Source organism: Pseudonocardia sp. Ae505_Ps2 (assembly GCF_001932425.1).
GTDB lineage: Bacteria > Actinomycetota > Actinomycetes > Mycobacteriales > Pseudonocardiaceae > Pseudonocardia.
On record NZ_MCIP01000001.1, the window covers coordinates 5,345,577 to 5,371,078 of the forward strand.

At 74.9% G+C, this 25,502-nt stretch carries 28 protein-coding genes, 1 pseudogene and 1 riboswitch; of the genes and pseudogenes, 9 read left to right on the forward strand and 20 right to left on the reverse strand.

The window, feature by feature from the left end:
- Window positions 1-101: 101 nt before the first annotated feature.
- Window positions 102-255, forward strand: a riboswitch (SAM riboswitch).
- Window positions 256-261: 6 nt separating this feature from the next.
- The gene (thrC, locus tag Ae505Ps2_RS24855) at window positions 262-1,530 is read left to right on the forward strand and encodes a threonine synthase (protein ID WP_043280683.1); all 1,269 of its coding nucleotides are present in this window, start codon (window positions 262-264) and stop codon (window positions 1,528-1,530) included.
- Window positions 1,531-1,773: 243 nt separating this feature from the next.
- On the opposite strand, the pseudogene Ae505Ps2_RS34310 reads toward thrC, so the two are convergent.
- The 7 genes and pseudogenes from Ae505Ps2_RS34310 to rsfS all read right to left on the reverse strand — a co-directional run.
- Window positions 1,774-3,540, reverse strand: a pseudogene (locus tag Ae505Ps2_RS34310) (ComEC/Rec2 family competence protein); the annotation flags it as partial.
- Between the two features lie 449 nt (window positions 3,541-3,989).
- Window positions 3,990-5,273: a helix-hairpin-helix domain-containing protein gene (locus tag Ae505Ps2_RS34315; protein WP_337819493.1), complete on the reverse strand. Its 1,284-nt coding sequence runs from the start codon at window positions 5,271-5,273 to the stop codon at window positions 3,990-3,992.
- Window positions 5,274-5,507: 234 nt separating this feature from the next.
- On the reverse strand, window positions 5,508-6,362 hold the full coding sequence (locus Ae505Ps2_RS24875) for a DegV family protein (protein ID WP_075311352.1): 855 nt from the start codon (window positions 6,360-6,362) through the stop codon (window positions 5,508-5,510).
- Between the two features lie 9 nt (window positions 6,363-6,371).
- On the reverse strand, window positions 6,372-7,814 hold the full coding sequence (locus tag Ae505Ps2_RS24880) for an FGGY-family carbohydrate kinase (RefSeq protein WP_139318972.1): 1,443 nt from the start codon (window positions 7,812-7,814) through the stop codon (window positions 6,372-6,374).
- A complete protein-coding gene (gene octT / locus Ae505Ps2_RS31420; RefSeq protein WP_139318971.1) occupies window positions 7,811-8,542 on the reverse strand; it encodes a diglucosylglycerate octanoyltransferase in 732 nt (243 codons plus the stop codon). The genes Ae505Ps2_RS24880 and octT overlap by 4 nt, the downstream gene beginning before the upstream one ends.
- Window positions 8,535-9,155, reverse strand: coding sequence for a histidine phosphatase family protein (locus Ae505Ps2_RS24890; protein WP_075311350.1), 621 nt, complete (start codon window positions 9,153-9,155; stop codon window positions 8,535-8,537). Before Ae505Ps2_RS24890 ends, octT begins: the two co-directional genes overlap by 8 nt.
- Window positions 9,152-9,535: a ribosome silencing factor gene (rsfS, locus tag Ae505Ps2_RS24895; RefSeq protein WP_020625811.1), complete on the reverse strand. Its 384-nt coding sequence runs from the start codon at window positions 9,533-9,535 to the stop codon at window positions 9,152-9,154. Before rsfS ends, Ae505Ps2_RS24890 begins: the two co-directional genes overlap by 4 nt.
- Window positions 9,536-9,661: 126 nt before the next feature.
- Between rsfS and Ae505Ps2_RS24900 the strand changes: the two genes are divergently transcribed.
- Entirely contained in the window at window positions 9,662-10,534 is an 873-nt protein-coding gene (locus tag Ae505Ps2_RS24900; RefSeq protein WP_075311348.1) for a MaoC family dehydratase, read from the forward strand.
- A gap of 4 nt (window positions 10,535-10,538) precedes the next feature.
- Here the strand turns inward: Ae505Ps2_RS24900 and Ae505Ps2_RS24905 are convergent, their stop codons facing one another.
- The 5 genes from Ae505Ps2_RS24905 to Ae505Ps2_RS24920 are packed head-to-tail and all read right to left on the reverse strand — an operon-like array spanning window position 10,539 to window position 14,067.
- Window positions 10,539-11,219, reverse strand: coding sequence for a hypothetical protein (locus tag Ae505Ps2_RS24905; protein ID WP_075311346.1), 681 nt, complete (start codon window positions 11,217-11,219; stop codon window positions 10,539-10,541).
- 49 nt (window positions 11,220-11,268) lie between these two features.
- Window positions 11,269-11,670, reverse strand: a complete 402-nt coding sequence (locus Ae505Ps2_RS24910) for a GNAT family N-acetyltransferase (protein WP_349289848.1) — start codon at window positions 11,668-11,670, stop codon at window positions 11,269-11,271.
- The gene (locus Ae505Ps2_RS33725; protein WP_233147476.1) at window positions 11,574-11,777 is read right to left on the reverse strand and encodes a hypothetical protein; all 204 of its coding nucleotides are present in this window, start codon (window positions 11,775-11,777) and stop codon (window positions 11,574-11,576) included. The genes Ae505Ps2_RS24910 and Ae505Ps2_RS33725 overlap by 97 nt, the downstream gene beginning before the upstream one ends.
- A 38-nt stretch (window positions 11,778-11,815) precedes the next feature.
- On the reverse strand, window positions 11,816-12,472 hold the full coding sequence (locus Ae505Ps2_RS24915; RefSeq protein ID WP_075554041.1) for a Rid family hydrolase: 657 nt from the start codon (window positions 12,470-12,472) through the stop codon (window positions 11,816-11,818).
- Between the two features lie 29 nt (window positions 12,473-12,501).
- On the reverse strand, window positions 12,502-14,067 hold the full coding sequence (locus tag Ae505Ps2_RS24920) for an FAD-dependent oxidoreductase (protein WP_198932145.1): 1,566 nt from the start codon (window positions 14,065-14,067) through the stop codon (window positions 12,502-12,504).
- Between the two features lie 166 nt (window positions 14,068-14,233).
- On the opposite strand from Ae505Ps2_RS24920, the gene Ae505Ps2_RS24925 reads away from it, so the two are divergent.
- Window positions 14,234-15,739 carry an APC family permease gene (locus Ae505Ps2_RS24925; RefSeq protein ID WP_020627098.1) on the forward strand — a complete coding sequence of 502 codons (1,506 nt, stop codon included), beginning with the start codon at window positions 14,234-14,236 and terminating at the stop codon, window positions 15,737-15,739.
- Entirely contained in the window at window positions 15,736-16,476 is a 741-nt protein-coding gene (locus Ae505Ps2_RS24930) for a helix-turn-helix domain-containing protein (RefSeq protein WP_075554042.1), read from the forward strand. The genes Ae505Ps2_RS24925 and Ae505Ps2_RS24930 overlap by 4 nt, the downstream gene beginning before the upstream one ends.
- On the opposite strand, the gene Ae505Ps2_RS24935 is transcribed toward Ae505Ps2_RS24930, so the two are convergent.
- A complete protein-coding gene (locus Ae505Ps2_RS24935) occupies window positions 16,455-17,192 on the reverse strand; it encodes a class I SAM-dependent methyltransferase (protein ID WP_075311342.1) in 738 nt (245 codons plus the stop codon). The genes Ae505Ps2_RS24930 and Ae505Ps2_RS24935 overlap by 22 nt on opposite strands.
- 63 nt (window positions 17,193-17,255) lie before the next feature.
- Here Ae505Ps2_RS24935 and Ae505Ps2_RS24940 point away from each other — a divergent pair, with 63 nt between their 5' ends.
- Window positions 17,256-17,885 (forward strand): DedA family protein, encoded by a 630-nt coding sequence (locus Ae505Ps2_RS24940; RefSeq protein ID WP_075313040.1) that lies wholly within the window; start codon window positions 17,256-17,258, stop codon window positions 17,883-17,885.
- Window positions 17,886-17,966: 81 nt separating this feature from the next.
- Here Ae505Ps2_RS24940 and Ae505Ps2_RS24945 read toward each other — a convergent pair whose 3' ends face one another.
- From Ae505Ps2_RS24945 to map, 6 genes are all read right to left on the reverse strand, one after another.
- Window positions 17,967-18,515: a dihydrofolate reductase family protein gene (locus Ae505Ps2_RS24945; RefSeq protein WP_075311341.1), complete on the reverse strand. Its 549-nt coding sequence runs from the start codon at window positions 18,513-18,515 to the stop codon at window positions 17,967-17,969.
- Window positions 18,516-18,596: 81 nt separating this feature from the next.
- Window positions 18,597-18,794 carry a ferredoxin gene (locus tag Ae505Ps2_RS24950; RefSeq protein WP_075554043.1) on the reverse strand — a complete coding sequence of 66 codons (198 nt, stop codon included), beginning with the start codon at window positions 18,792-18,794 and terminating at the stop codon, window positions 18,597-18,599.
- Window positions 18,795-18,808: 14 nt separating this feature from the next.
- Window positions 18,809-20,020 carry a cytochrome P450 gene (locus Ae505Ps2_RS24955; RefSeq protein ID WP_043281436.1) on the reverse strand — a complete coding sequence of 404 codons (1,212 nt, stop codon included), beginning with the start codon at window positions 20,018-20,020 and terminating at the stop codon, window positions 18,809-18,811.
- A 125-nt stretch (window positions 20,021-20,145) separates the two neighbouring features.
- Window positions 20,146-21,228, reverse strand: coding sequence for an alpha/beta fold hydrolase (locus Ae505Ps2_RS24960; RefSeq protein ID WP_249265347.1), 1,083 nt, complete (start codon window positions 21,226-21,228; stop codon window positions 20,146-20,148).
- A gap of 101 nt (window positions 21,229-21,329) precedes the next feature.
- Window positions 21,330-21,488: a hypothetical protein gene (locus tag Ae505Ps2_RS32160; protein ID WP_158071467.1), complete on the reverse strand. Its 159-nt coding sequence runs from the start codon at window positions 21,486-21,488 to the stop codon at window positions 21,330-21,332.
- A gap of 234 nt (window positions 21,489-21,722) precedes the next feature.
- Window positions 21,723-22,499, reverse strand: a complete 777-nt coding sequence (gene map, locus Ae505Ps2_RS24970; RefSeq protein WP_020627089.1) for a type I methionyl aminopeptidase — start codon at window positions 22,497-22,499, stop codon at window positions 21,723-21,725.
- A 63-nt stretch (window positions 22,500-22,562) separates the two neighbouring features.
- Between map and Ae505Ps2_RS24975 the strand changes: the two genes are divergently transcribed.
- Window positions 22,563-22,841: a helix-turn-helix transcriptional regulator gene (locus Ae505Ps2_RS24975; protein WP_020627088.1), complete on the forward strand. Its 279-nt coding sequence runs from the start codon at window positions 22,563-22,565 to the stop codon at window positions 22,839-22,841.
- Window positions 22,842-22,872: 31 nt separating this feature from the next.
- Here Ae505Ps2_RS24975 and Ae505Ps2_RS24980 read toward each other — a convergent pair whose 3' ends face one another.
- Window positions 22,873-23,256 (reverse strand): hypothetical protein, encoded by a 384-nt coding sequence (locus tag Ae505Ps2_RS24980; RefSeq protein WP_083702287.1) that lies wholly within the window; start codon window positions 23,254-23,256, stop codon window positions 22,873-22,875.
- Between the two features lie 25 nt (window positions 23,257-23,281).
- Here Ae505Ps2_RS24980 and Ae505Ps2_RS24985 point away from each other — a divergent pair, with 25 nt between their 5' ends.
- From Ae505Ps2_RS24985 to Ae505Ps2_RS24995, 3 genes are all read left to right on the forward strand, one after another.
- Window positions 23,282-23,713: a nitroreductase/quinone reductase family protein gene (locus Ae505Ps2_RS24985; RefSeq protein WP_043281432.1), complete on the forward strand. Its 432-nt coding sequence runs from the start codon at window positions 23,282-23,284 to the stop codon at window positions 23,711-23,713.
- A gap of 193 nt (window positions 23,714-23,906) precedes the next feature.
- Complete coding sequence (locus Ae505Ps2_RS24990) at window positions 23,907-24,497, forward strand: TetR/AcrR family transcriptional regulator (protein WP_075311339.1); 591 nt, start codon at window positions 23,907-23,909, stop codon at window positions 24,495-24,497.
- Between the two features lie 96 nt (window positions 24,498-24,593).
- Window positions 24,594-25,328: an SDR family oxidoreductase gene (locus tag Ae505Ps2_RS24995; protein WP_075554044.1), complete on the forward strand. Its 735-nt coding sequence runs from the start codon at window positions 24,594-24,596 to the stop codon at window positions 25,326-25,328.
- The last annotated feature ends 174 nt before the right edge of the window (window positions 25,329-25,502 follow it).

The window sequence follows — 25,502 nt, forward strand, 5'->3', positions numbered from 1 at the left end:
GCGTCCCGGCACGACGACCTCGTCTGGCGGTGCGGTGCCCCGTTCGCGTACCGTCGTCGTCGATTCCGGCGCTCGGCGTCCGGAGCACCACAACCGCATATGGCTCATCCAGAGGGGCAGAGGGAACGGCCCGTTGAAGCCCCGGCAACCGGCGTCGCACGACGATCCGCCCAGACCTGCGCCTTCCGCGCGGCGAGGACGTCGACGAACACGGTGCCAATTCCGGCCCGCCACCTCCGGCGGGACAGATGAGGAGATCTCGTGACTCTCACTGCTGCGCCCGAAACCACCTCTGCCTACGACCTGGGCTCCGCGCGCGCTCTCGCGTGCCGCGAGTGCCGCCACGAGACCCCGCTCGCCGCGGAGTTCGCGTGTCCGCGCTGTTTCGGCCCCCTCGAGGTGGCCTACGACTTCCCGACGGTCACCCGCGCCTCCATCGAGGCCGGCCCGAAGTCGATCTGGCGCTACAAGGACCTGCTGCCGGTCCCCTCGACCGTCGAGCAGCACGCGAACACCGAGCCCGGCCTGACCCGGCTGATCGAGGCCGACAACCTGGCCCGCGCGCTCGGCGTCCGCAAGATCTGGATCAAGGACGACACGGGCAACCCGACGCACTCGTTCAAGGACCGCGTCGTCGCCGTCGCGCTCGCCGCCGCCCGTGAGCTCGGCTTCTCGGTGCTGTGCTGCCCCTCCACGGGCAACCTCGCCAACGCCGTGGCCGCCGCGGCCGCCCGCGCCGGCTGGGACTCGGTCGTGCTGGTCCCGTCCTCCCTGGAGCAGGCGAAGATCGTCACCACCGCGGTCTACGGCGGCACCCTGCTCGCCGTCGACGGCAACTACGACGACGTCAACCGGCTCGCCACCGAGCTGGCCGCCGAGCACGAGGACTGGGCGTTCGTGAACGTCAACGTCCGCCCGTACTACGCCGAGGGCTCGAAGACCCTGGGCTACGAGGTCGCCGAGCAGCTCGGCTGGCGGCTCCCGCAGCAGGTGGTCGTCCCGGTCGCATCCGGCTCCCAGCTCACCAAGATCGACAAGGGGTTCACCGAGCTCGGCACCCTGGGTCTGGTCGAGCCCACCCCGTACACCGTGTTCGGTGCCCAGGCCACCGGCTGCTCGCCGGTCGCGCGGGCCTTCGAGGCCGGTCACGACGTGATCCAGCCGCAGAAGCCGGACACCATCGCGCGCTCGCTGGCGATCGGCAACCCGGCCGACGGTCCGTACGTCCTCGACTCGGTGCGCCGCACCGGCGGCTCGGTCGGGCACGTGTCCGACGAGGAGGTCGTCGCCGGCATCCGGCTCCTGGCCCGCACCGAGGGCGTGTTCGCCGAGACCGCGGGCGGGGTCACCATCGCGACCACCAAGAAGCTGCTCGAGGCCGGGGCGCTCGACCCCGACGCCGAGACCGTCCTGATGATCACCGGTGACGGGCTCAAGACCCTCGACGCCGTCTCCGGCGAGGTCGGCCCGACGGCGACCGTGCCGTCGACGTCCTCCGCGGTCCGCGAGGCGCTGGCGAACCGGGGCTGACCGGCCCCGCCGGCCGGGAGCCGGACGGGGGTCGCCACGCGCGACCACCGTCAGCCCGGCCGGGTCGTCGCCGGTCAGGGCCAGGTCACCGGACCGGTCGGTGCGTGCGACGACGACGCCCGCCCCGGCCAGCCGGTCCACCAGCTCCGGGTTGGGGTGCCGGTAGCTGTTGCCGTTGCCGACGCTGATCACCGCCGCACGCGGCGCGACGGCGGTGATCAGGTCCGGGACCACCTTGCGGGACCCGTGGTGGGGCATCTTCAGGACCTCGGCCCGCAGGTCGACCCCGGAGTGGAGCAGGTCGTCCTGGGCCGCCAGTTCGGCGTCGCCGGTCAGCAGGATCGTCGCGGCCGGGGTGGTGGCGCGCAGCAGCAGCGAGATGTCGTTCACCGCCGTCCCGTCGCCGCCGTCGACCGTCAGGGGCGGGTGGACCGGGCCGAGGACCTGCAGGCGCAGCTCCGGCCACCCCAGCTCCATCCCGCGAACGAGCCCCACCACCGGAGCCCCGGCCCGCTCGGCGTGCCGGGTGATCTCGCGCAGCCCCGACGCCGGTTCCCGCACCGGCCCGACGGCGATCCCGCCCGCGGCCCGACCGCGCAGCGCGCCGGCGAGGCCGCCGTCGTGGTCGGCGTGGAAGTGGGTGATCACCACGAGCTCCAGGACCCGGACCCCGAGCCGGTCCAGGCAGGTGTCGACGGCGTCGTCCGTCGGCCCGGTGTCGACCAGGACGGCGTGCCCCGGGGTGCCGGTGGCGAGGACGAGCGCGTCGCCCTGACCCACGTCGCAGGCCACCATCCGCCACCCGGTGGGCGGCCAGCCGGGCGGGGCGAACCGGGTCGGGACGAGGACGACGAGGAGCCCGACCAGCAGCGCCAGCAACAGCGTCCGCAGGCGCGGCACCCGGCCCATCGCCAGCAGCACGACGAGCACCCCGGTGAGCAGCAGCGCGCCGCCCGCGCCCGCGGGCCACGGCACCGTGGCACCGGGCACCGCGGCGGCCCGGTCCCCGACCACGACCAGCCACCACACGAACGGCCCCGCCAGCCAGGCGCAGCACCACGCTGCGGCCGGGCTCACCGCGGACAGCACCGCACCGAGCACGCCCAGCACCGTCGCGGGGGCGACCGCGGGCGCCGCGAGCAGGTTCGCCACCACGGTGACCAGCCCGACTCCCCCGTTGAGCCCGGCGATCACCGGCGCGGTGGCCAGCGCCGCGGCGACCGGGACGACCAGCGCCTCGGCCGGCCCCGACGGCAGCCCGCGCCGTCGCAGCGCCGCCGTCCACCCCGGCCCGAGCAGCACCAGCGCACCGGTGGCGACGACGGACAGCACGAAACCCGCGTCGACGGCCAGGGCGGGGACGGCCAGCAGCAGGCCGAGCACGGCCACTGCCAGCGCGGGCACCGCGGACCGCGCCCGGCCGGCGGCGAACGCGATGAGCACGACCCCGCCCATCACCGCCGCACGCAGCACCGACGGCGACGGCCGGGCCAGCACGACGAACCCGACCAGGGCGACCATCGCCACCGCGGCCGCGATCCGCGGGTCGGTCCGGAACAGGCGCAGCAGGAGCAGCACCGCCCCGGTCACGATCGCGACGTTGGCGCCGGAGACGGCCGTGAGGTGCGCGAGCCCCGCGGTCCGGAAGTCCTGCTCGGTCTCGGCGAGCTGGGCGCGGGTGTCCCCGATCGCGAGCCCGGGCAGCAGCCCCGCCGGTGCCTCGGGCAGTGCGGCGACCGCCGCGTCGCGCAGGCCGTCGCGCAGGGCCCCGGCCCCGGTCTGCCACCACGGCGGCGCGGTCACGTCCTGCGGTGCGCCGCGGACCTTCAGCACGGCGACCGTGAGGTCGGGACGCTGTGCGGGCATGAGCAGCCCGGCGGCGGAGACCTCCTGACCGGGGAGCAGCCCGGTCCACTCCGCTGCCGGGGCCAGGAGCAGGAGCTTCCCGCCGGTGGTCGCCCGACCGCCACCGACGGTGGCCGTGACGAGCTCGGTGGGGACCAGCGCCATCGCCCGGGCGGCGCCGGACTCGTCGCCACCACCGGTGGTGCTGCGCAGGATCCGGGGGTCGTCGGTGAGCCGGACGCGGACCTCGGCGGCGGCGCCGCGGTCGGCGGGCCCGCGCAGCGGGTGCGACGCCAGCGCGGCCGCGTGGACGGTGCCCAGGACGGCCGCGACGAGCGCGCACCCGGCCGCGGCGAGCACGATCGAGGACGGCGCCGCGGCGCGGGCGCTGGTCCGGGCACGGAGCAGCGTGACCGTCAGGGCGAGCGCCGCGAGGACGGCGGCGGTGATCCCGCCCGCGGTGCCGCCGAGCAGCCCGGCGAGGACGGCGGCCCAGGTGGCGAGCGCGGCCGGGACGAGGCGCAGGTCGGGTGGGGCGGGACGTTCCTGCTGCTCCGCACGCTCGTCGTCGCGCTCCCCGGGCACCGGTTCGGGCCGGCGGGCTCCGGCGCGGGTCACACCCGCACCAGTTCCTGGAGCTGGGCGAAACGGCGCTCGCCGATGCCGTCGATCTCGCGCAGCTGCTCGACCCGGCTGAAGCGCCCGTTGGCGCTGCGCCAGTCGATGATCTTCTTCGCGGTGACCGGGCCGACGCCGGGCAGGGCGTCGAGGTCCGAGAGGGTGGCGGTGTTCAGGTCGATCTTCCCGCCGGGTGCGGCGGGTGCGGCGGCCGCGCCCGGTTCGGCGCCCGACGCCGGCTCGGAGCCCGGGGCGGGCAGGACCGGGGCGGCGTCGGGCGCCGGTGGGACGCCGACCGCGATCTGCTCCCCGTCGCCGAGGCGGCGGGCCAGGTTCAGCGCGCCGAGGTCGACCTCGGGCAGCGCGCCGCCCGCGGCGTCGAGGGCGTCGGCGACGCGTGCGCCGTCGGGGACCCGGACGAGACCGGGCCGGGCGACCCGCCCGACGACGCTCACGACGAGCGGCCCCGCGGTGACCGGTGCCGCCGCGACGGGCGCCGGCCCACCAGGACCCGCGGACCGGTCCGTCTCCCCCGTCGCCGCCCCACCGGGCACCGCCGTCACCTCGGGCAGGCCGCCGACGGGCTGCACGGTGGGACGGTCGAGCCACACCCCCACCCCGGCGACCAGCGCCCCGGCGAGCACCACCGCCACCAGCGCGAGCGCACCGGGGCGGCCCGGGTCCACCCGCGCCCCGGCCAGCGACGGCGGCAGCCACCGCTGGGCTCGGCGGCGCAGCCACGACGGCCGCCCGCCGTGCGGGACGTCGTCGCCGAGCTCCTCGGACGGTGCGGGGTCGTCCCGGGCCAGCAGGGCCAGGGGGTGGCCGGCATCGGGGTCGGCGGTCCACACCGGTGCCGGCTCCTCCGGCGCGACGGGGCCGGTCGCTCCGCGGTGCGTGGCGGAGGGATCGGCGGTCCACACCGGTTCCGGCCCGTGCGGGGCGGCGGAATCGGGCCGGCCCGGTGTCGCGCCGTGCAGGGTGGCGGGGTCGTGCCGGAGGGGCGTCGCACCGGGCCAGGTGCCGGGCCGGGACGCGGACGGCGCCGCCACGGGCGGCCCGGCAGCGCGGTGGGCGCGCGGCGGAGGCGGCCCGACGGCGCCCGGTCCGTGGGCGGGCGGTGATCCGGGACGTGGTCCGGACGCGCCGGGAGCCACCGGCAGCGCGGGCAACGGGACGGTCGGGGGATCGAGCCGGTCCGCGACCGCGTCCACCCGCCCGCGCGTCCCGATCCCGGCGAGCCGCCGGGCCGGGTCGAGGGAGGCGTCGGTCCTGGTCACGCACCCGACGCTAGGTGCGCCACCCCCGTTCCGACCGGCCGATGCCGGGCCTGTGGACGGATCGATCGATTGGGGACCGATGCGCTGCCGTGGGCCACGGCGCGGCCGGATCGTCGGCGGTCCGTGCTACACACCGGCGGGGCCTGTCGGCCCGGGGCGAGAGCCGGGCATGTCGGCGTCACCCGGAGCATCCGACGGCCTCGCGCGACGACCCGAGAGATCATCGCCCGGCGGTCAGACGGCGGGCACCACCACGATCCCCACCAGACCGGCTCCCACGTGCGCCCCAATCACCGCGCCGACCTCGGAGACGTGCACCTCGGCGGCGTCGGGCAGCTGTTCGCGCAGCCGGTCGGCGATGTCCTCGGCCCGGTCCTCGGCGCCGAGGTGGTGCACGGCGAGGTGTGCGCCCGGACCCGCCTCGGCGACGGCGAGCGCGACGAGCCGTTCGGTCGCGCGCGAGGTCGTCCGCACCTTCTCCAGCGGCGCGATCCGGCCGTCGCGCAGGTGCAGGATCGGCTTGACCGACAGGGCCGTGCCCATCAGCGCGGACGCGGCGCCGATCCGGCCGCCGCGGCGCAGCCGCTCCAGGTCCTGCACCGCGAACAAGACCCGTGCCCGTGCGGCGACGGCGCCGGCCACGGCCTCGACGTCGTCGGCGGTGGCGCCGGCTCCGGCGGCGTCGGCGGCGGCGAGCACGGCGAAGCCGAGGCCCATCGCGATGGCACCGGAGTCGACGACCCGGATCCGGTCCGGGGCGACCTCCTGCGCGGCGAGCCGGGCCGCGTCCCAGGTGCCGGACAGCGCGCGCGACAGGTGCACGGCCACGACGGCGGGGACGCCGTCGTCGAGCAGGGCGGTGAAGCGCTCGGCGAACGCGGCCGGGGTCGGGCGCGAGGTCTGCACGAGCAGGGTGCGGTCGGCGAGCGCGACGATCAGCTCGGCGGCGGAGACGTCGACACCGTCGCGGGCGGTGCGCTCGCCGAGCCGGACCTCCAGCGGGACGACGTGGATGCCGCGCCGTTCCGCGACGCCGGGCGGCAGGTGTGCGGTGGAGTCGGTGACCACGGCGACCGGCGAGGGGGGCACGGCCGGACCCTATCCACCCGGCGGGCGGAACAGCGGTGCCAGTGCCCGCTGCGCGGCGAGGTAGCGGCCGTGCGCGTCGTCCAGGCGGCCGCGGGTGCGCGGGTCGGGGGTGAACTCGCGGTCGACCCGCACCATCCGTCCGGCGAGCTCACCGACCGAGGCGGCCCGGCCGGTCGCGAGCGCGGCGAGCATCGCCGCGCCGAGCACCCCGGCGTCGCGTTCGGCGGTGCGGCGCAGCGGCCGGTCCAGCACGTCGGCCTTGATCTGGCACCAGAGGTCGCTCGCCGCGCCACCGCCACAGGCGGCGATGGTCTCGGGGCGGCGGCCGGCGGCCGACTCCAGCGGGCCCAGGACGTGCCGGGCGGCGTGCGCGACCCCCTCCAGCACGGCGCGGCCCAGCTCGGCGGACCCGGTGGCGAAGCTCGCGCCGAGCCAGTGCCCGCGCAGGTCGGGGTCCCACAGCGGGGCCCGTTCCCCGGCGAGCTGGGGCAGGAACAGCACCCGCCCCGGTTCGGCATCGGCGGCCCGGGCCAGCAGCTCGGCCGGTGCGACGCCCAGCACCGCGGACGCCCAGGTCAGCGCGTCGCCGCCGGCCTGGGTGGGTCCTGCGTGCACGTGCAGCCCGCGCCACGGCGGGAACGTGACGATCCCCGGGGCGCCGCCGCCGGGCGCCGCGGCGAGGGCCAGGACCTCCGAGGTGCCCGCGATGTCGATCGCGTCGCCGGGGGCGGCGATCCCGCCGCCGAGCAGCGCCGCCCAGGCGTCCATCGTCCCGACGGCGACGGGCAGCCCGGCCGGGAGCCCGCCCGCGCCGGTGGTCTCCCCCGCGACCGACGCCGGGTCGGCCAGGGGCGCCGGCATCGAGCGCAACCCGGGGACGAGCAGGTCGAGCCACTCCGGGTACCGGCCGTCGGGGTCGAGGAGTCCGGTCGAGGAGAGCGGATCGGCCACTGCGGTGCCGGTGAGGCGTTCGAGCAGCCAGTCCTTGGGCGCGAGCACCCTGCGCGCGCGGGCCCACGCGTCGGGCCGGTGTTCGGCGAGCCAGGCGGCGCGGGCGGCCGCGTGCGAGGCGTCGACGGAGCCGGTCCCACCGCGGCGCCGGGCCCGGTCCGCGGACGACAGCCGGTCGGTGAGCGTCGCCGCGACCGCGCCGCACCGACCGTCCTGCCAGGTGATCGCCGGGTGCACCGGCGCGCCGGCCCCGTCGACGAACAGGTGGGTGTCGACCTGGGCGCACAGCCCGACGGCGGTCACCCCGGCCAGTGCCGGGCCGAGCGCGCCGACCACCTCCGTCAGCCCGGACCACCAGTCGTCCGGGTGCTGCTCGGCGTGGCCGGGCGCGGGACGCGCGGTCGGGTGCGTGGCGCGGGCCGCGGCGACGCGGACGCCGTCGTCGTCGAAGACCGCCGCCTTGACCGAGGTGGTGCCCAGGTCGATGCCGAGCAGGGTCACGGCCGGGCCACCGTGGGCTCCAGGAGCCCGGCCAGCGCCTCCCCGACGGCGGAGTGTCCCGCCCAGCCCCAGTGCAGGCCGTCCGGGTTGCCGTGTCCGCCGAGGACGTGCTCGCCGACCAGCGCGGGCACGTCGAGCACGGTCACGGCCGGGGTGCCGGCCGCCCAGCGGCGGACCGCGGCGTCGGTGGCGGCGCGGTGCGGGTGGGCCAGGCCGTAGTCGGCGGCGCGGTGCACCGACGGGGCCAGCGCCACCACCGGCAGCCCGGGCCGCAGCGCGTGCACCCCGGCCCGGCAGCGTTCCAGGTAGGCGGCCGTGAGACGAGGCGGCAGCGTCGCCGGTCCCCCGCCGGGCAGCCGCGCCAGCACCGGGGCGATCCGCGGCTGGGCACGCCGGTAGGCGGTGCGGACGGTGTGCCGCAGCGGGGCGGGGCGCAGCACCGGGATCAGCTCGCGCAGCGCCGTCGGCAGCAGGGACGGCAGGGAGTCCATCCCGGACACCCCGAGCACGACCGCGCCGACCCGCGGCAGCGCCGCCCACACCCGTGGGTCCCCGCTGATCGCCGACCAGGCGTGCCGGGCGGTCCACCCGGCCCGGGCGACGATCTCGGCACGACCCCCGAGCCGGGCGGCGGCGACGTTGGGCCACAGCCGCGGCTCGTCGGCCGGGCAGGGTCGCTCGGGTCCGTGGAAGGCCAGCGAGTCGCCGACGACCAGCAGGTCAGGCACCGATGTTGTACCCCGCCAGGCGCCAGCGGGGGTGGTCGTCACGACGGGCGACGACGGCCCAGCGCGTGTTGCCCAGCCCGCCGATCACCGGCCAGGACGACTGCGGGAGGTCGAGCAGCCCGCACACCATCCCGGCGATCATGCCGCCGTGCGCGACGAGCAGCACCGAGCGGTCCTCCGGGTCGGCGGCGTACTCCAGGTCCAGCTCCTCGACGACCGGCAGCGACCGGACGACGACGTCGACCCGGGACTCGCCGCCGGGCGGGGTGAACCGCGGGTCGGACCGCCACTCGGCGATCGCGCCCGGGTCGTCGACGCCGATCTCGTCGATCGTGCGCCCCTGCCAGTCCCCGAGGTGGGTCTCCCGCAGCCGCTTGTCCACCGACAGCGGCAGCCCGACGGCCTCGGCCACCGCGGTCGCGGTGTCGTGGGCGCGGGTCAGGTCCGAGGTGATGATCCGGTCGAACCGCTCCTGCGCGAGCCGCGGCGCGACGGCCGCGGCCTGCGCGCGGCCGACGTCGGTCAGCCGGGTGTCGAGATGTCCCTGCATCCGGCCGACGGAGTTGTACTCGGTCTGCCCGTGCCGCAGCAGGGTGACCCGGCGCAGCGTCATGCAGTGCCGTCCGGGTCGCCCTGGGGGTCGGGCACCTCGATCGCCGGGCAGTCCTTCCAGAGCCGGTCCAGGCCGTAGAAGCCGCGCTGCTCGGTGTGCATGACGTGCACGACGATGTCGCTGAAGTCCAGCAGCACCCAGCCGTTGTCGTTGTCGCCCTCGCGCCGGGTCGGCTTGCTGCCGCGCTCGCGCAGCTTCTCCTCGACCTCGTCGACGATGGCCTGGACCTGACGCTCGTTGGCCGCCGACGCCAGCACGAAGCAGTCGGTCAGCGCGAGCTGGTCGGACACGTCGAGCGCGACGATGTCGACGGCCTTCTTGTCGGCCGCGGCGGCCGCGGCCACCTTCGCCAGCTCGACCGCCTCCGGTGATGCCGTCACCACACTGTTCCCTTCACGACCACGATTGACCTCGACAGTGTGTCAGCCGGGCACCGGGGACTTGGGCGGCGGGCACCGGGCGGGATAGGTTTCCGCCTCACGGTGGAACGTCGAAGGAGACTCCCCATGCCCCTGGCGCCCGATCTCGAGGGCACGCAGTGCGAGCCGGTCAGCTTCGCGTGGGCACGGGACGACGTGCTCCTGTACGCGATCGCCGTCGGAGCGGGGGGTGAGGACCCCACCGCCGAGCTGTCGCTGACCACGGAGAACACCGCGGGCGTGCGGACGGCGGTGCTGCCGTCGTTCGCGGAGATCGTCACCGCGGGCGCGAAGGTCGACCTGGGCGAGGTGGACGCCGCCCGTGTCGTGCACGCCGAGCAGGCGTTCCGGGTGGTCGCGCCGCTGCCGGTGGAAGGACGGGTCCGGGTGACCGCGACGGTCACCGAGGTGCTGGACAAGGGGTCCGGGGCGCTGGTGCGCACCGAGGCCGATGCCGTCGACGCGAGCACCGGGGAACTGGTGCTGACCAGCAGGAAGACGTTGTTCCTCGGCGGGGAGGGCGGCTTCGGCGGCACCCGCGGGGACAGCGTGCCGAGCCCGGTTCCCGACCGCGCGCCCGACCACGAGGTGACCTACCGGACCACGCCGGGCCAGGCGCTGCTGTACCGGCTCACCGGGGACCGCAACCCGCTGCACAGCGACCCGGCGTTCGCCGCGAAGGGCGGGTTCGACCAGCCGATCCTGCACGGCATGTGCACCTACGGGTTCACCACCCGCGCGCTGGTCGCGACCGTCTGCGGCGGCGCCCCCCGCCGCCTCCTCGCGATGGACGCCCGGTTCACCCGGCCGGTCGTGCCCGGGCAGTCGCTCACCGTCTCGGTGTGGGACACCGGCGGCGGCACGGTCGCGTTCCGGACCGCCGTCGACGGCGAGGTGGTGCTGGACCGCGGCAGCGCGGAGATCAGCACGGAGAGCACCGCGTCGTCGCCGGCCGCCTGAGCGCTCAGGACGGCGCCGCGGTCACACTCGGCGGCGCCGGGTACCCCGGGTGGTCCCGCCCGCCCCGACGAGCCAGGGCGGACAGCGCGTCGAGCGCCGCCAGCTGCGGGTAGCTGCGCTCCGGGTCGTCCCGGTGCGGCCACCGGTGGTCCAGCTGGCGGAAGGTCACCGCGCGATGCAGGGTGATGCCGAAGAAGCGGGGGTTGTCGCGCACGAACCGGGCGTAGGCGTCCCGGAGGCCGGGATCGCGGTCCAGCTCGGTGCGGACGAACCGGTCGACGTCGGTGCCGATCTCGTGGACGTACTCCCCGCACGGCGCCACCACGAACGGCACCACCCACGCCTCGGGCACGCCGAACAGCTCGCGCACGGCACGCTGGCGGTGCCCGGCGTTCTCGCTGCGCGACATCCACGCGGCGACGACGGCGCGGCGGCGCGGGCTCAGCCGGCCGAGGACCGCAGCCGGCGGCCAGGGGAACGACACCCGGAACGGGATGTGGACCGGATCGCCGTCGACGTGCACGTCGTGGTCGGCGACGCCGCCGCCGGAGTCCTGGACGAGCTGGGCTGACACCGCACCCCACGGGGCGAGGACGTGCATCGCGGCGTGCGCGTCCCGGCGTACGGGCTGGGGCACCGCGCGGAGCAGCAGCCCGGCCACCGACGGGGTGGGGACAGCGATCACGAGGGGCACCGTAGCCCGATCGGCGCAGCTCGGCGTCACCGACGGCCGATTATCGCGCTGCGTCGTCACCCTTTCGGCGCTGCGTGACCGGCAACCGGTAGAGCGCGGCCACCGGTTCGCGGCCGTCCGGGAACCGCCACCCGGCGGGTGCCGTACCGGTGCGGAGCCAGCCCACGGACCGGTAGAGGCGTTCGGCCGGGACGGACTCGACGACGTCGAGCACCCCGTCGCGGCCGCGGGCCGCGAGTTCGGCGGTGATCCCGTCCAGCAGGGCACGGGCGTGGCCGGCCCGGCGGACGGCCGGGTCGACGAACACCCGGGTCAGCCGCAGCGCTCGGGGTTCGTGGTCGTCGGTCAGCAGGGCGGCGTGCCCCGCGACCCGCCCGCCGTGACGACCAACGCGGTGACCAGCCCCGGCGGGGACAGGAACGCCACCGGGTCGGCCGGCCAGGTCGACGGGTACCGGTCGGTGTCGTGCACGGCGCGCAGCACGGTGACGCAGGCGGGCAGGTCGTCGTCGGTGCGGGGGCGCGGGGCAGGTGGCACGACGGGGGTCACGACCGGCGACCGTACCGCCGCGTCCGGGCCCGGCCGGGTCAGCGCGGGGTCACCCCGGCCGGGTAGACGGCGTCGACCTCGACCTCCACCAGCCAGCCCGGGACCGGCAGGCTCGCCACCTCCAGCGCGAACCGGCTGGGCCGGGCGGGGTTGCGCACCAGCGGCGCGGCGGGCGCGGCCGTCCCGGTCGGGACCAGCACCGTCTCCCCGGTGGTCAGGTCGGTGTTGGCGAAGTACTGGCGGTAGGCGCGGTTCCAGCCGGCGTAGTCGGCGCGGGTCGTGCCGGGCGCGTTGTCGAGGAACACCCGCATCGAGGTGACGTCGTCGAGGCGCAGGCCCCGGGCCTCGAGGTTCTCCTTGATCCTGGCCAGCACGTTCATGCCCTGGGCCTCGGTGATCGTGACCCCGGCGGGGAGGGTGCCGCCGGGGAACTGGCCGGCGTCGATGTAGGCCTGCGGGGTGCCGTCCGCGGCCGCGGGGTTCGCCGCGGCCGGGCCGAGGCCGCTGGACTTGTACAGCGACGCCCCGCTCACCAGGCTCACCCCCTCGGCGATCATCGGGTTGGCCTCGCCTGCCTCCAGCACGGGCAGGGCGGGCGGGCCGGGCTCGGCGGCGTCGGGCGCGGCGCCGGCGCAGCCGGTGGCCAGCGCGGCGGTGACGGACAGGGCGATCAGGGCGGGAACGGGACGTCGCATCGTGACTCCTCGGGGGAACGGGGGTGGGGTCAGGCGCCGCCGGCGACCCGGGCGTGCAGCGCCGAGACCGTCGAGCGGGCGGAGGTGAACGCGCCGTGCTGCCAGGCGATGGCGTGCGAGAGGTGGTCACCGGCGAACCAGATGCGGCCGGCGGGCTGGGTGAGCAGCCGGTACTCCGGGCTCGTGGCCTCCCAGCTCGCCCAGGCCGACTCCGACCAGCGGGTCACCGCCCACGAGCCGGAGAACGACGACGCGATGTCGGAGCGGTACTTCTCGCCGTGGATCGCGGCGCCCTCGTCCAGGGCCTTCGCGAGCCGCTGGCGGTGGGTCAGGGACTCGAAGGCCCGCTGCCGCTTGCCGGAGCTGTAGTAGCCGACGACGACGCCCCGGTCGGCGTGGAAGTGGTCGTAGGGGAACATGATCTGGGCGATGTCGCGGTCGGTGTTGCTGGCGCCGCCGTAGATCCGCTCGTCGGTCTCCCACCAGCGGCGGGTGTACTCGATGCCGAGCTTGCCCGAGGAGCTGGGCTTCGCCGCGCGCTGCGCGGCCAGCACGGCGGCGGGCAGGTTGGTGTCGAGCCGGGTCACCAGGTGCGGCGGCAGGGTGCAGACGACCTCGTCGGCCACCAGCCGTTCGACCGGGCCGCCCGCGGCCGGGACGACGTCGACGGTCACCCCGTCCGGCGTGTTGTGCAGCCCGGTGACGGCCGTGCCGTAGCGGATCCGGTCCGCGCCGATCCGTTCGGCGAGCGCGTAATGGATCCGGTCCATCCCGCCGACCGGGGTGAACATCATCGTGGCCTGGTCGTACTCGTAGTCGAAGGCGAAGTTCCGGCCGAGTCCGCTGCGGATCACCGAGGAAATCGGGTACGGAACCGTGGGGGTGCCCGCGTCGGTCCCCGCGCCGGGCTCACGGGCGTAGCCGCGCCGCGGGGAGCCGAGGTAGCGGCCGTCGGAGGACAGGTCGCCCAGCGAGACGAGGAACTCCGAGAGCGCCTCCTTGTCCGCGGCGCTCAGGACGTCGTCGAGCGCGCCGCGCGCGGTGGCCTTGTGGAGCAGCTCGGAGACGTAGCCGAAGGTGTCGGCCTTCGCCGCGCGGTAGGTGACCGAGGTTCCGGCCAGCGCCCCCGCGTCGGTGTAGTTGACGACGGTGTTGGCGTTCTGGTTGCCGAACGGCTGGATCTCCACCCCGAGCTCGCGGCAGTAGTCCAGCGTGACGTGGCTCTGCGGGATCCGGGTCGCGCCCAGGTTGAAGAAGTGTCCTGGCGCGAACGTGCAGCGTTGCGTCTCGCCGTTCAGGTCGGCCTCCTCGGTGCCCGCACGCACCGACCAGACCCGCCCACCGGGCCGGGTGCGGGCCTCGACGACGGACACGTCGTAGCCGACCTTGCCGAGCTCGTGGGCCGCGGCGAGCCCGGCGGGCCCCGCGCCGAGGACGAGGACGCGGCGGCCGGCCGCGGCGGCGTCGCGCGACGGTGGCGTCCAGGCCGGGTCGTCGCCGGCGCGCGGGGCGAGCCCGATGGTCGCCATGGCCTCGTACGCGGCGCCGGCCCCACCGGCCAGCCCCAGCGCCCTGATGAACGTTCTGCGGGTCACGGTCACAGCGGTGATACTCGGAACCGGCGGCGACGGTCGCGGGTCGCCGGCGCTGCGTTCACGGCAACCGGACCGGGAAGACCGGCGGCGGGTTCCCATCGCGGGTTCGACGTCCGACGCGCGGGCGCAACACCCGGGCAACAGCGCGGTCCTAGCGTCGCCGTCCGTGTCCGACCTCGACAGGGCCATCGCGCGGTCCTTCTCCCCCGGCCACACCCAGCTGCGGGCAGAGTCGCCGATGGCACCGCTCGGGCGGCGCCGGATGGGCGCGACCGAGCTGGTCGCGCAGTCGGTGGCGACGACCGCGCCCGCCGCGTCGATGGCGATGCTGCCCCTGGTCGTGGGCCGGCTCGCCGACCCGCTGTCCGGGCTGCTCGTCATCGTCGGCGCCACGGTCGCGGTGACGATGGTGGCGCTCTGCCTCGGGCAGTTCACCCGACGCCAGGCCGCCGCGGGCGGTGTCTACAGCTTCGTCTACCAGGGGCTCGGTGCCCGGGCCGCGCTCGTGACGGCCGTCGTGATCGGGGCGAAGTACCTGGGCAGCGCCGCGATCACGCTCTACGCCGGCGGCCGGGCCCTGACCGCGCTCGCCGGGGCGGCCGGGGTCGACGTGAGCGGGGCCGGCGCGCAGGTGCTGCTGCACCTGGTGGTCGCGGTGGGGATCGCGACGGTGCTCGTGCGGGGGCCGCGGGTCGCCGCCCTCACCCTGCTCGGGGTGGAGATCGGCTCGCTGTTGCTCGTCGTCGCGGTGCTGCTGGTCCCCGCTCCGCACCTCGCCGCCCCGGTCCCGGCCGGGCCGGTGCCGGACCTGCTCGCCGTCGCGCTGATGGCGATGTTCATGCTCGCCGGCTTCGAGTCGGCGACCTTCTTCGGCCCGGAGACGCGACGTCCGCTGGTCACGGTGACCCGGGTGGTCCTCTGGACCCCGCTGCTGTGCGGGGCGCTGCTGTCGTTCGCGGCCTGGGCGAGCTGGACCGGCCGCGCCACGACCCTGGTCGCGATCCTGTCCGACCCCGGGGCGTCGGGCGCGCCGACCGCGCTGGTGGTGGCGTTGCACGCCGGTCTGGCCTGCTCCTACCTGGCCTCGGCCGCGGCCTCGGCGCACGCGGCGTCACGGGTCGCGTTCTCCCTCGGGGTGGAGCGGCTGCTGCCGCGTGCCCTCGCGACGGTGCACCGGCGGTGGCGCACACCGCACCGTGCCGTCGTCGGGATCGTGGCCGTGGTCCTGCTCGGCGGGCTGCTCGCCGACCTGGCCCCGGCCGGGACGGACGCGGTGCGCCACCTGGTGCGGGCGCTCGTCACCCTCATGTACGTGCTGGTCGCGGTCGCGGCCGTCGCGTTCCTGCTGCGCATCCGGGAGCACACCCGCCCGGTGCTCGTGCTGGGGTGCACGGTCGCGGTGCTCGGCGGCGCCCTGCTGGTGCTGCGGCTGCCCGGTCTGCTCGACACCCCCGAGGGGACCGGCGCCGCGGTGGCCCTCGCGGTCTGCTGCGCGGTGGGACCGGTGTGGTGGCGGTTCCTGCGACGTCACCCGGACCGGCTGGCGAGGATCGGGGTGTTCGACCAGCCCGGCAGCGACGACGTCCTGCCCGGGGCCGGCGACTTCGTCCCGGACGCCTCGGGGACGCCGCGGCTGGTCCGGCGGAGCCCGCGAGCCGGGGACCCGCCGTGAGCGAGCCGGGCGCCGCGAGCCGGGCCCTGGAGCTGCTGGAGGCGGTGGCGAGGATCGGGCCGGGCGCGACGGCGCGCGAGCTGTCGCGCACGACGGGCATCCCGTCCGCGACGGCGTACCGGCTGCTCAACGTGCTCGTCGACGACGGCTACCTGGTCCGGATCAGCGACCTGTCCGGGTTCGCGCTGGGGCGCCGCACCCGGGAGCTGGCCGGCGCGGCCGAGGGACCGCCGCAGCTGGCCGAGGTCGTCGCCGGGATCCGCGGCCGGGTCCGGTTCGGGTTGTTCGTCGCCGACTGGCCCGCGGGCACGCTTCGGCTGGTCGACCGCGACCCGGACCACGAGCTGCCCGGGGAGCGGACGCTGCTCGCCCACCCGCACGCCTCGGCCATGGGGAAGATCATGCTGGCCGCGCAGCCGGAGCTCGTCCCCGACCGGCCGCGGGCGCTGACCCGGCACACCGTGACCGCCGGGGCCGCGCTGGCCGCGGAGCTGCGGACGGTGGCGCGCACGGGGGTGGCCACCGAGGTCGACGAACTGCGGTCCGGCCGCTCGTCGGTCGCGGTCGCGGTGCGCGACGCGGCGGGCGGGGTCGTCGCCTGTCTCGCCGCGCTCGGCCCGACCGGGCGGCTGCCGGTCACCGACCCGGACCTGACAGCGCTGCTGCGCGCGGGGGCCGACCGGATCGGCGGTCTCACGGGCGCGCGGGCACCGGGTCAGCGCGGCCGCAGGACGTAGCCGGTGTAGCCGTACTCGGTGCCGAACCGCTCCCGGACGGCGATCTCGCCGCCCACCTCGTCCAGCGCCGCCGGGTCGACGCCGTCCTCGCGCAGGGTGGCGATCCGGCGGGCCAGCGGGCGGTAGTAGGCGTCCCAGTCGGAGTCGGGGAGCAGGTAGACCGCCTGGACCGTGTACCCGGCGCGCTGCGCGGCGGCGACGTTCTCCGCGGTCGTCCGCATCCCCGGGTAGCCCGCGTCCCAGAACTCCCGAGCGCCGGGCGACGGCTCGGTGGTCGTCCACTCGGCCTCGGTGAGGACCACCACCCCGCCCGGGGCGAGCAGCCGCCGCCAGCCGGCGAGCGCCGCGTCGAACCCCATGACGTAGGCGGCACCCTCGGACCAGACGAGGTCGGTCTCGCCGTCGGGCAGCGGCAGGTCGTCCATCGCGGCGACGAGGGGGCGCACCCGTTCCCCCAGCCCGGACGTCGCCGCGCGGCTGCGCAGCCGCTGGAGGAAGGGTTCGTGCAGGTCGACGGCCACGACCTCGCCGCCGGTCGCCGCCGCCAGCGGCAGCGTCGCCGGACCGGTCCCGCAGCCGATGTCGACGATCCGCGGACGCTCCGGCAGGTCCCCGGCCAGGCGCAGCAGCAGTGCCGTCGTCTCCTCCGATCCCGGCGCTTCGCGGGGCAGGTCGTCGTGGGCGGCCCAGAAGACCTGCTCCAGCGGTGTGCTCACGTCCGCGCATGATGCCCGCACCGGGCCGCCACCGCACCACCGATACGTGTGCATGATGGGGTGGTGCACGTCGACACGTTCCTCCTGGCGATCCCCCCGCTCGCGATCTACTTCCTGTGCGCGGGTGTGGTCGGTGTCGAGAGCATCGGGGTGCCGCTGCCCGGTGAGATCGTGCTCGTCGGCGCGGCCCTGCTGGCCGCCCGCCCCGGCTCGCCCATCGACCCGGTGGCCGTCGCGGCGTCGGCGACGGCGGGGGCGATCGTCGGCGACTCGATCGGCTACTCGGTGGGCCGTCGCTACGGCACCGGTCTGCTCGACCGGCTCGGCCGCCGGTTCCCCAGGCACCTGGGTCCGGCGCACATGACCGTGGCCCGGCGGATCTTCGACCGGCACGGGGTCTGGGCGGTGCTGTTCGGCCGCTTCGTGGCGATCCTGCGCATCCTCGCGGGCCCGCTGGCCGGGACGATGAAGATGCACTACCCGAAGTTCCTCGCCGCGAACGCGACCGGCGCGGTGCTGTGGGCGGGCGGCACGGTCGCCCTGATCTACCTGCTCGGGATCGTCGCCGAGACGTGGCTGAAGCGGTTCTCCTGGATCGGGCTGATCGTCGCCGTGGTCGGCGGGCTGCTGGTCTCGCGGTACGTGCGGCACCGGGTCGAGCGGGCCGCCGCGCAGGAGGAGACGGCGCCGTGAGCCCCGCCGTCGGGCCGGGCGGGCGGACGCCGTCGGCGAGCCGACCGGTCCGGGCCGCGACCTGCTGACGGGACGGATCGCTCAGCGCAGCGCGTGAGCGGTGTAGGTGACCGCGCCGAAGGTCCGCGAGTCGAGCAGCGGCAGGTGCTCGGTGGACCATCCGTCCGGGAACAGCCGCCGGCCCGCACCCTGGACGACGGGATGGTGGAACAGCCGGATCTCGTCGACGAGCCCGGCCGCGATCAGCGTGTGGCACAGCGTGATGCTGCCGGTGCAGACGATGTCGGCGCCCGGCCGATCCTTCAGTGCCGCGACCTCGGTGACCGGGTCCCCGGACAGGACGGTCGAGTTCTCCCACTCCGGGTCGGTCAGCCTCGACGACACCACGTACTTGTCGACCTGGTTCAGGTAGTCGGTGATGCCGGTGGTGTCGTCGGTCCGGGCGGGCCAGAAGCCGCGGAAGTCGCAGAACGTGCGGCGCCCGAGCAGCGTCGCGTCGGAGGCGGCGTCCTGGCGGTGCAGCTCGGCGAGAACCTCGTCCTGGCCGTCGGCGGTGGGGTCGAACCAGTCGCCGAGGAACTCCACGGCGCCGTCGAGGGTGATGTTCTGGGTGATCGCGAGGGTGCGCACGGGAGATGCCTCCACGGTCGTCGGTGCGTAGACACCAGGGTCGACCGCGGAGGCGTCCCGAACTCGTCGGTCGCCGCCGGCTCAGCCCTCGACGACGGTGATCGCCGCCGCCGGGCAGCCGGGCGCGGCGTTGCGCACGGCCTGCTCCTGACCGTCCGGCGGGGTGTCGGTGAGCAGCTCGACGACGGCGTCGGAGTCGCGCTGGTCGAACACGTCCGGGGCGGTGAGCAGGCACTGCCCCGACCCGACACAGGCGTGCTGGTCGACCTCGACCTTCATCGCGGGTACCTCCCTCACCAGCGGACCGGCAGGCTCCGGACCCCGCCGGTGATGTGGTCGGTGCGCACGTCGAGCTCGTCCATGCCGACGGCGAGCTCCAGGTCCGGCAGCCGGCGGGCGAGCGTGGCGAACACCGCGCGCAGCTCGGTGCGGGCCAGGCTCGCGCCGATGCAGAAGTGCGGCCCGTGCCCGAAGCCGACGTGCCCGCGCTCGGCGCGGTCGGGGTCGAAGGTCTCGGCGTGGTCGAAGACGTCGACGTCGCGGTTGGCGGCGTTGACCGAGAGGATCACCGCGTCGCCGCGCGCGATGGTGACCCCGGCGACCTCCACGTCTTCATGGGCGTAGCGCAGCAGCCCCAGGTCACCGGGCGCCCCGAGGCGCATGACCTCCTCGATGACGGCGTCGACCCGGCCCTCGGGGTCGGCGGCGAGCTTGTCCCACTCGTGCCGGTTGCCCATGAGGAACAGCATGCCCAGCCCGATCCGGTTCACGGTGGTCTCGTGCCCGGCGAACAGCAGCCCGACGCAGAGCCGGATCATCTGGTCGTAGCCGAAGGTCGGGTCGGCGGCCTGGGCCGCGACGAGGTCGCTGATGACGTCCTCGCCGGGCTCGGCGCGCTTGCCCTCGGCGAGCCCGGCCATGTAGCGGCCGAACTCCTCGCGGGCGGCATGGGCGTCGTCGCCGGAGTAGGTCGCCATCCGGTCGGACAGCCCGCGGAAGTACTCGCCGTCGGACTCGGGGACCCCGAGCAGCGAGCAGATCACCGCGACCGGCAGCGGGAAGGCGAGGTGGGCGTGCAGGTCGACCACGCCGTCGGCGGACGCGTCGTGGTCGGCGACCATCGCGTCGACGTAGCCGTCGACGAGCTCCTGCACGTGCCCGGACAGCCGGCGCATGCGCTTGGCGGAGAACGCCGGGGTGAGCAGCCGGCGCATCCGGCCGTGCTCCTGCTCCTCGGTCTCGTAGGTACCGGTCGGCCCGTCCTGGACGGCCGCGGTGCTGATCCTCGACGCCTTCTCCGGTTCCGGGTGCGACCGGCCGAACCGCTTGTCGCCCAGCAGCTCGCGGACCTCGGCGAACCGGGTCACCAGCCACGCCGGGTCGCCGGCCGGGGTGGTCACCGGCGCGATCGGCGCCTCACGGCGCAGGACCTCGTAGAAGGGCGCGAGGTCGAGCAGGTTCGGTCGGGTGAACGGCAAGCGGGGACGCTCGGCGGCGAGGGTCATCGACACTCCTGGGGTCGTGGTGGTGACCCCAGCCTACGATTTACTGGCAGTATCTGCCACGAATGTGCCCGGAGTGCACCGGACCGTCCCCGAACGGGCGGGTCGGGGACGGCCCGGGCCCGCGGTCACGCCGGGCTGTCGAGCAGCTCCTGCAGGTACTGGTCGATCTGCGGCATGTAGGTGGGCGCGACACCGAACAGGGCGAGGTGCCCGAGCAGGTCGTCGACGACGCGGATCGTCGCGTGCGGGGTCAGCTCCAGCTCGGCCTCGTGGTCGCGGACCGGGAAGAACATGTCCTCGTTGATCGGGATGACCCGGGTGACGGCCTCGTTGCGACCGAGTGCCTCGGCGAGGTTCCCGCCGGTGTGGCGGGCGACGTCGCCGCGCTGCCACTTCCACGCCATGCAGAGCAGGTCGTTGGGGTCCATCGCGGTGAAGTACGGCTCCAGGAAGCGCGCCATGAAGGCCTCCTTGGAGTCGAACTCCAGGGCGCGCCAGACCTCCTGCTTCCAGAACTCGGTGGAGAAGCCCATGACCGCCCAGATGCCGGCGTGGCGCCGCAGCCCGGCCTCGACGTCGGCGTTGCTCGCGTAGTTCCCGCCGTTCCAGCCCGGGTCGGAGGTGATCGCCTCGACCAGGGCCTTCGTGTAGAGGAAGTCGTGCGGGGTGTTCTGCGCGGTCCCGGCGATCGGCGCGGCACGGCGCACCTTGTCCGGGAACCGCACCATCCACTCGTAGGTCTGCTGCGCACCCATCGATCCGCCGACGACGAGCGCGAGCCGGTCGATCCCGTAGTGCTCGCGCAGCAGCTGCTCCTGGGCGCGGACGTCGTCGCCGATCCGGACGTGCGGGAAGTTCGACATCGCGATGCCGGCGTTCGCGCCCGAGGCGTTGTGCGGGCTGGTCGACAGACCGTTGCCGATCTGGTTGACCACGACGATGAAGTACCGCTCCGGGTTCAACGCGTGGTCCGGGCCGATGTAGACGTCGCGGAAGATCTGGTGCGTCCCCGAGTACCAGGTCGTCACCAGGATCGCGTTGTCCTTCGCCGCGTTCAGCGTGCCGAAGGTGGCGACCGCGAGCTGCAGGTCGGGGATCACCCCGCCCTCCTCCAGCGCGAACTCGCCGACGCTGATCAGCTCGTAGTCGCCATGGAACTCGTGGGTGTAGAAGGGATTCTCGATCGCGGCCGGCTGCGCTGTCGTCACGGTCGTCACTGCTCTGTCACGCTCCTGCTCCGTCGAAGACGCGGACCGGAGCGACTCTTCACCTTTGTGACGCGCGGCACAAGATCCCGTCCGGGCGGGGATCAGCTCCAGGCGACGACGAGCACCAGCATCGTCACGACGATGCCGAGCCCCAGCATCATCATCAGCAGCCAGGCCCCGGCGTTCGGTGGCGGCTCGGCGGGCGCCGGACCGGTGCTGCGGCGCAGCTCGGCGAGCTGGGCGCGGTCGAGGATCGGCATGGTCAGGTCATCGGAGTTCACATGGTGGTAACGCGCGAAGTCGGGTCGTGGGCACTGAGCTCCCAACTCTCGTGTGCCGCAACAAGATCGATGTCGCGGACGGTGCCGCGCGTACTTCCACCGGTATCACGGTGCGTCGACCTGAGCCCGACGGTCCGTCACGTACGGTCATCAGCAGCGGCCGGCCGGAGAGGTCGGTGAACACCGGTGAGACGCCCGGGACTGCCCGGTCGGTCAGTCCTGCCCGCGCCGGGTCAGCACCCGGGGGCCGTCCTCGGTGATCGCGACGGTGTGCTCGGAGTGCGCGGTGCGCGAGCCGTCGGCGGAGCGGATGGTCCAGCCGTCGGGGTCGAACACGATCCGGTCGGTGGTCCGTGCGAACCAGGGTTCGAGCGCGAGCGTCAGCCCCGGTCGCAGCGTGAGGCCGCGACCGGCCCGACCGGTGTTCGGGATGTGGATGTCGCCGTGCATGGTGCGGCCGAGGTCGTGCCCACCGAACTCGGTGTTGACGGGGTAGCCGTAGTCGCGGGCGACCCCACCGATGGCGGCGGAGATGTCGCCGAGCCGGTTGCCCGGCCGGGCCGCGTCGATCGCGGCCTCCAGGGCGTCCTCGGTGGCACGGATGACACGTCGGTCGCCCTCGTCGGCCGTGGTGCCGACGATGATCGTCCGGGCGGAGTCGGCGACCCAGCCGTCGATGCTGACGGCGATGTCGGCACTGAGGACGTCGCCGTCGCGCAGGACGTAGTCGTGCGGGAGCCCGTGCAGCACGGCGTCGTTGACCGAGAGGCAGATGACGTTGCGGAACGGGCCGCGCCCGAAGGACGGGGCGTAGTCCCAGTAGCAGGACTCGGCGCCGCGCTCGGCGAGCATGCCGCGCACGTGCAGCTCGATGTCGAGGAGGTTCACGCCGACGTCGGCGATCCGGCCGACCTCGGTGAGCACCTCGGCGACGAACCGGCCGGTCGTGTGCATCCGGTCGATCTCGGCCGGCGTCTTCAGTTCGATCACGGTATTACTATACCGGAGCGCCAACGCTTGCCGGTACAGTAATACCGACCTTAGTCTCGTCCCATGGTCCGCCACCCCCTCACGCCCGAGCAGATCGACGCCGGTCGCCGTCTGGGTGCGCTGCTGCGCCGGGCCCGGGGCGACCGCGACCCCGTCGAGCTCGCCCGGGCCGCCGGGGTCTCCCCCGAGACCCTGCGCAAGATCGAGACCGGACGCCTGCCGAGCCCGGGGTTCGGGACGATCGCCTGCCTCGCCGAGGCGCTCGGGATGCCGATGCAGGAGCTGGCCGACACCTGGCGCGGCAGCGACGTGGCGGACGTGGCGATGGAGGCCGCCGGGTAGCGGTGCCCGCACCTCCGGCACCGCTACCCGGCTACTGACCGGGACGCAGCTCGTAGAGGTGTCCCCGCCCCGCCTTCTCGCTGTACCAGCGCGTCGCCGGCGGGGTCGTGGTGCCGTCCGGCGAACCGCCGACCGGCCACCCGTTCCTCCGGTCCTCGCCGTCGACGACGCACCAGCCTGCACCGTCGAGCCACCGGCACCACACGACCCCGTCCGCCCGCCGGTAGACCGGCCGCCCGTTCGTGTCGGCCGCCTCGCGGTGGAACCGGTACACGAGCCCGTCGGACAGGCGGACGAACTCGAAGGACTCCACAGGTCCTGGGTACCCGGCGCGGCCGGGCCCGTCGACCGGGGCGAGGCCCGCCGGAATGGCCGACGACGGGGCGAGGTTGACCCCAGCGGTGCCGGACGGCACCGGACACCTCCTGGAGGAGCACGAGATGAGTGACGCGTCGGCCCCGTTCGACCTCGCGGCGATGAACCGCGCCGTGATCGAGGAGTTCCGGGCGACCGGAGGACGAGCGGGCGGCATGTTCGAGGGCAAGCCGCTCGTGCTGGTCCACCACACGGGAGCCCGGTCCGGCACCGAGCGGATCGCGCCCCTGGTCCCGCTCCTCGACGGCGAGCGGATCTTCATCTTCGCCAGCAAGGGCGGCGCCGACACCAACCCGGACTGGTACCACAACCTCCTGGCGAACCCCGACACCCGCGTCGAGCTCGGCACGGAGACCCTACCCGTGCGGGTGCGGGAGGTCACCGGTCCCGAGCGGGACGAGGTCTACGCCCGCCAGGTCGCGCTGGAGCCGCAGTTCGGCGAGTACCAGCGCTCGACGGAGCGGATCATCCCGGTGCTGGAGCTGCAGCGGGTCTGAGTTCGGACGCTGCACGGGGATACCGGGAGCCCATGCTCCGCAACGAGAGGCATGCGACGCCCCAGTTTCCGTGCAGCCCCGGGACCCCGACCCACCTCGTCCGTACGCTGTGACCGACGACGACCCCCGGCCCACCGGCCGGTACACCGTTCCGATGGTGAACCGATCGGTCCAGAATCGGTAGCATCGCGTCATGCCGCGTCCCCGCCAGTTCGACGAGAAGCGGGTCCTGTCATCCGTGCAGGCGGCGTTCTGGGACAAGGGGTACGCAGGTACCTCGCTCGACGACCTCCTGGCCGCCAGCGGCCTCGGCAAGGGAAGCCTGTACGGGGCGTTCGGGGACAAGCGGAGCCTGTTCCTGCGCGTGCTGCGCGAGTACGACGACGCCAACGACGCGATGCTGCGCACCCGTCTGGAGCAGAGCGACCGCGCCGTCGACGTCGTTCGTGACTTCGTGACCGGCCCACTGCGCGATCCCGACGGAGCGGAGGCACGGCGGGGCTGCCTGCTCGCCAACACCGCGATGGAGCTGTCCACCGACGTGGCCGAGGTGGCCGCCGAGGCCCGGCGCAGCTACGCCGCGACGACGACCCTGCTGGCCGAAGCCGTACGACGAGCGCAGCGCGAGGGCGACGTCACCCCCCACGTCGACCCCGAGGAGACCGCCCACGCGGTGCTCGCCGGGCAACTCGGCCTCCTGGTCCTCGGCCGGGTCGGCCAGGACCCGGCCATCCTGTCGACCATGGCCGGGACCCTGCTCCAGGGACTGCTGCCCCCGCCCTGATCGGCTCCGGAGAGTCGACCACCCCCCGTTGTTGACTGATCGGTCCATATCAGGTGTTATGGACCGATCAGTCAACAACGGGAGCGGAGAGCTGACGTGACGGTTCTGCAGGACAAGGTCGCCGTCGTGACCGGTGCGAACGCGGGCATCGGGCGCGCGATCGCCCGGGCCTACCACGCCGAGGGAGCACGGGTGTTCGTCGCCGGCCGCCGTCGGGAACAGCTCGACGAGGTCGAGGCCGAGCTCGGACACGGCGTCACCGGCGTCCGCTGCGACGTCGGCCGGATCGACGACCTCGATGCGCTCTACGCGACCGTCGCCGAACAGGCGGGCCGGATCGACGTCCTGGTCGCCAACGCCGGGATCGGGATCGTGGCGCCGCTCGGGGAGATCACCGAAGAGCAGTTCGACGCAATGTTCACCACCAACGTCAAGGGGTCGCTGTTCACCGTGCAGAAGGCCCTGCCCCTTCTCGCGCCGGGGGCGTCGATCATCCTCACCGGATCGACGGCGGCGTCGCGTCCCGAGCCGTTCCTGCCCGTCTACGGCGCGACCAAGGCCGCGCTCCGGAACCTGGTCCGCGGGTTCGCCCACGACGCCGGGACACGCCGGTACCGGATCAACATGCTCTCCCCCGGCGCCACGCACACCCAAGGACTGGTCGACCTGCTGCCGGCCGACGCGCTCGCCGCCGCGGGGCCGTCGGTCCCGCTCGGCCGGCTGGCCGAGCCCGAGGAGATCGCGGCCGCGGCGGTCTTCCTCGCCTCGGACGCGTCCAGCTACGTCAACGGGTCCGAACTCGCCGTCGACGGCGGCTCCGCCCAGGTCTGAGGAGCACCACCCGGACTCGAGCCCCCGGGAGAACGCAGCACCTCCGACGGCTCCAAGACCATCAGGGGAACGCCGACCGGCCGGCCACCGATCTGCGGAGTCGCCGGCGGAGGCCGGTCGCCGTCGGACATCATCGGCGAGGCTGGTGTGTACCGGATCTGTACCCGAGGACCG

Coding starts and splice junctions, on each gene's coding strand:
- Ae505Ps2_RS24990 (WP_075311339.1), top strand. CDS start 23,907: ATGCCGCGTCCCCGCCAGTTCGACGAGAAGCGGGTCCTGTCATCCGTG.
- Ae505Ps2_RS24955 (WP_043281436.1), bottom strand. CDS start 20,020: ATGACCCTCGCCGCCGAGCGTCCCCGCTTGCCGTTCACCCGACCGAAC.
- Ae505Ps2_RS24900 (WP_075311348.1), top strand. CDS start 9,662: ATGCCCCTGGCGCCCGATCTCGAGGGCACGCAGTGCGAGCCGGTCAGC.
- Ae505Ps2_RS24950 (WP_075554043.1), bottom strand. CDS start 18,794: ATGAAGGTCGAGGTCGACCAGCACGCCTGTGTCGGGTCGGGGCAGTGC.
- Ae505Ps2_RS24975 (WP_020627088.1), top strand. CDS start 22,563: ATGGTCCGCCACCCCCTCACGCCCGAGCAGATCGACGCCGGTCGCCGT.
- Ae505Ps2_RS24915 (WP_075554041.1), bottom strand. CDS start 12,472: ATGCGACGTCCCGTTCCCGCCCTGATCGCCCTGTCCGTCACCGCCGCG.
- Ae505Ps2_RS24890 (WP_075311350.1), bottom strand. CDS start 9,155: ATGACGCTGCGCCGGGTCACCCTGCTGCGGCACGGGCAGACCGAGTAC.
- Ae505Ps2_RS24985 (WP_043281432.1), top strand. CDS start 23,282: ATGAGTGACGCGTCGGCCCCGTTCGACCTCGCGGCGATGAACCGCGCC.
- Ae505Ps2_RS32160 (WP_158071467.1), bottom strand. CDS start 21,488: ATGCCGATCCTCGACCGCGCCCAGCTCGCCGAGCTGCGCCGCAGCACC.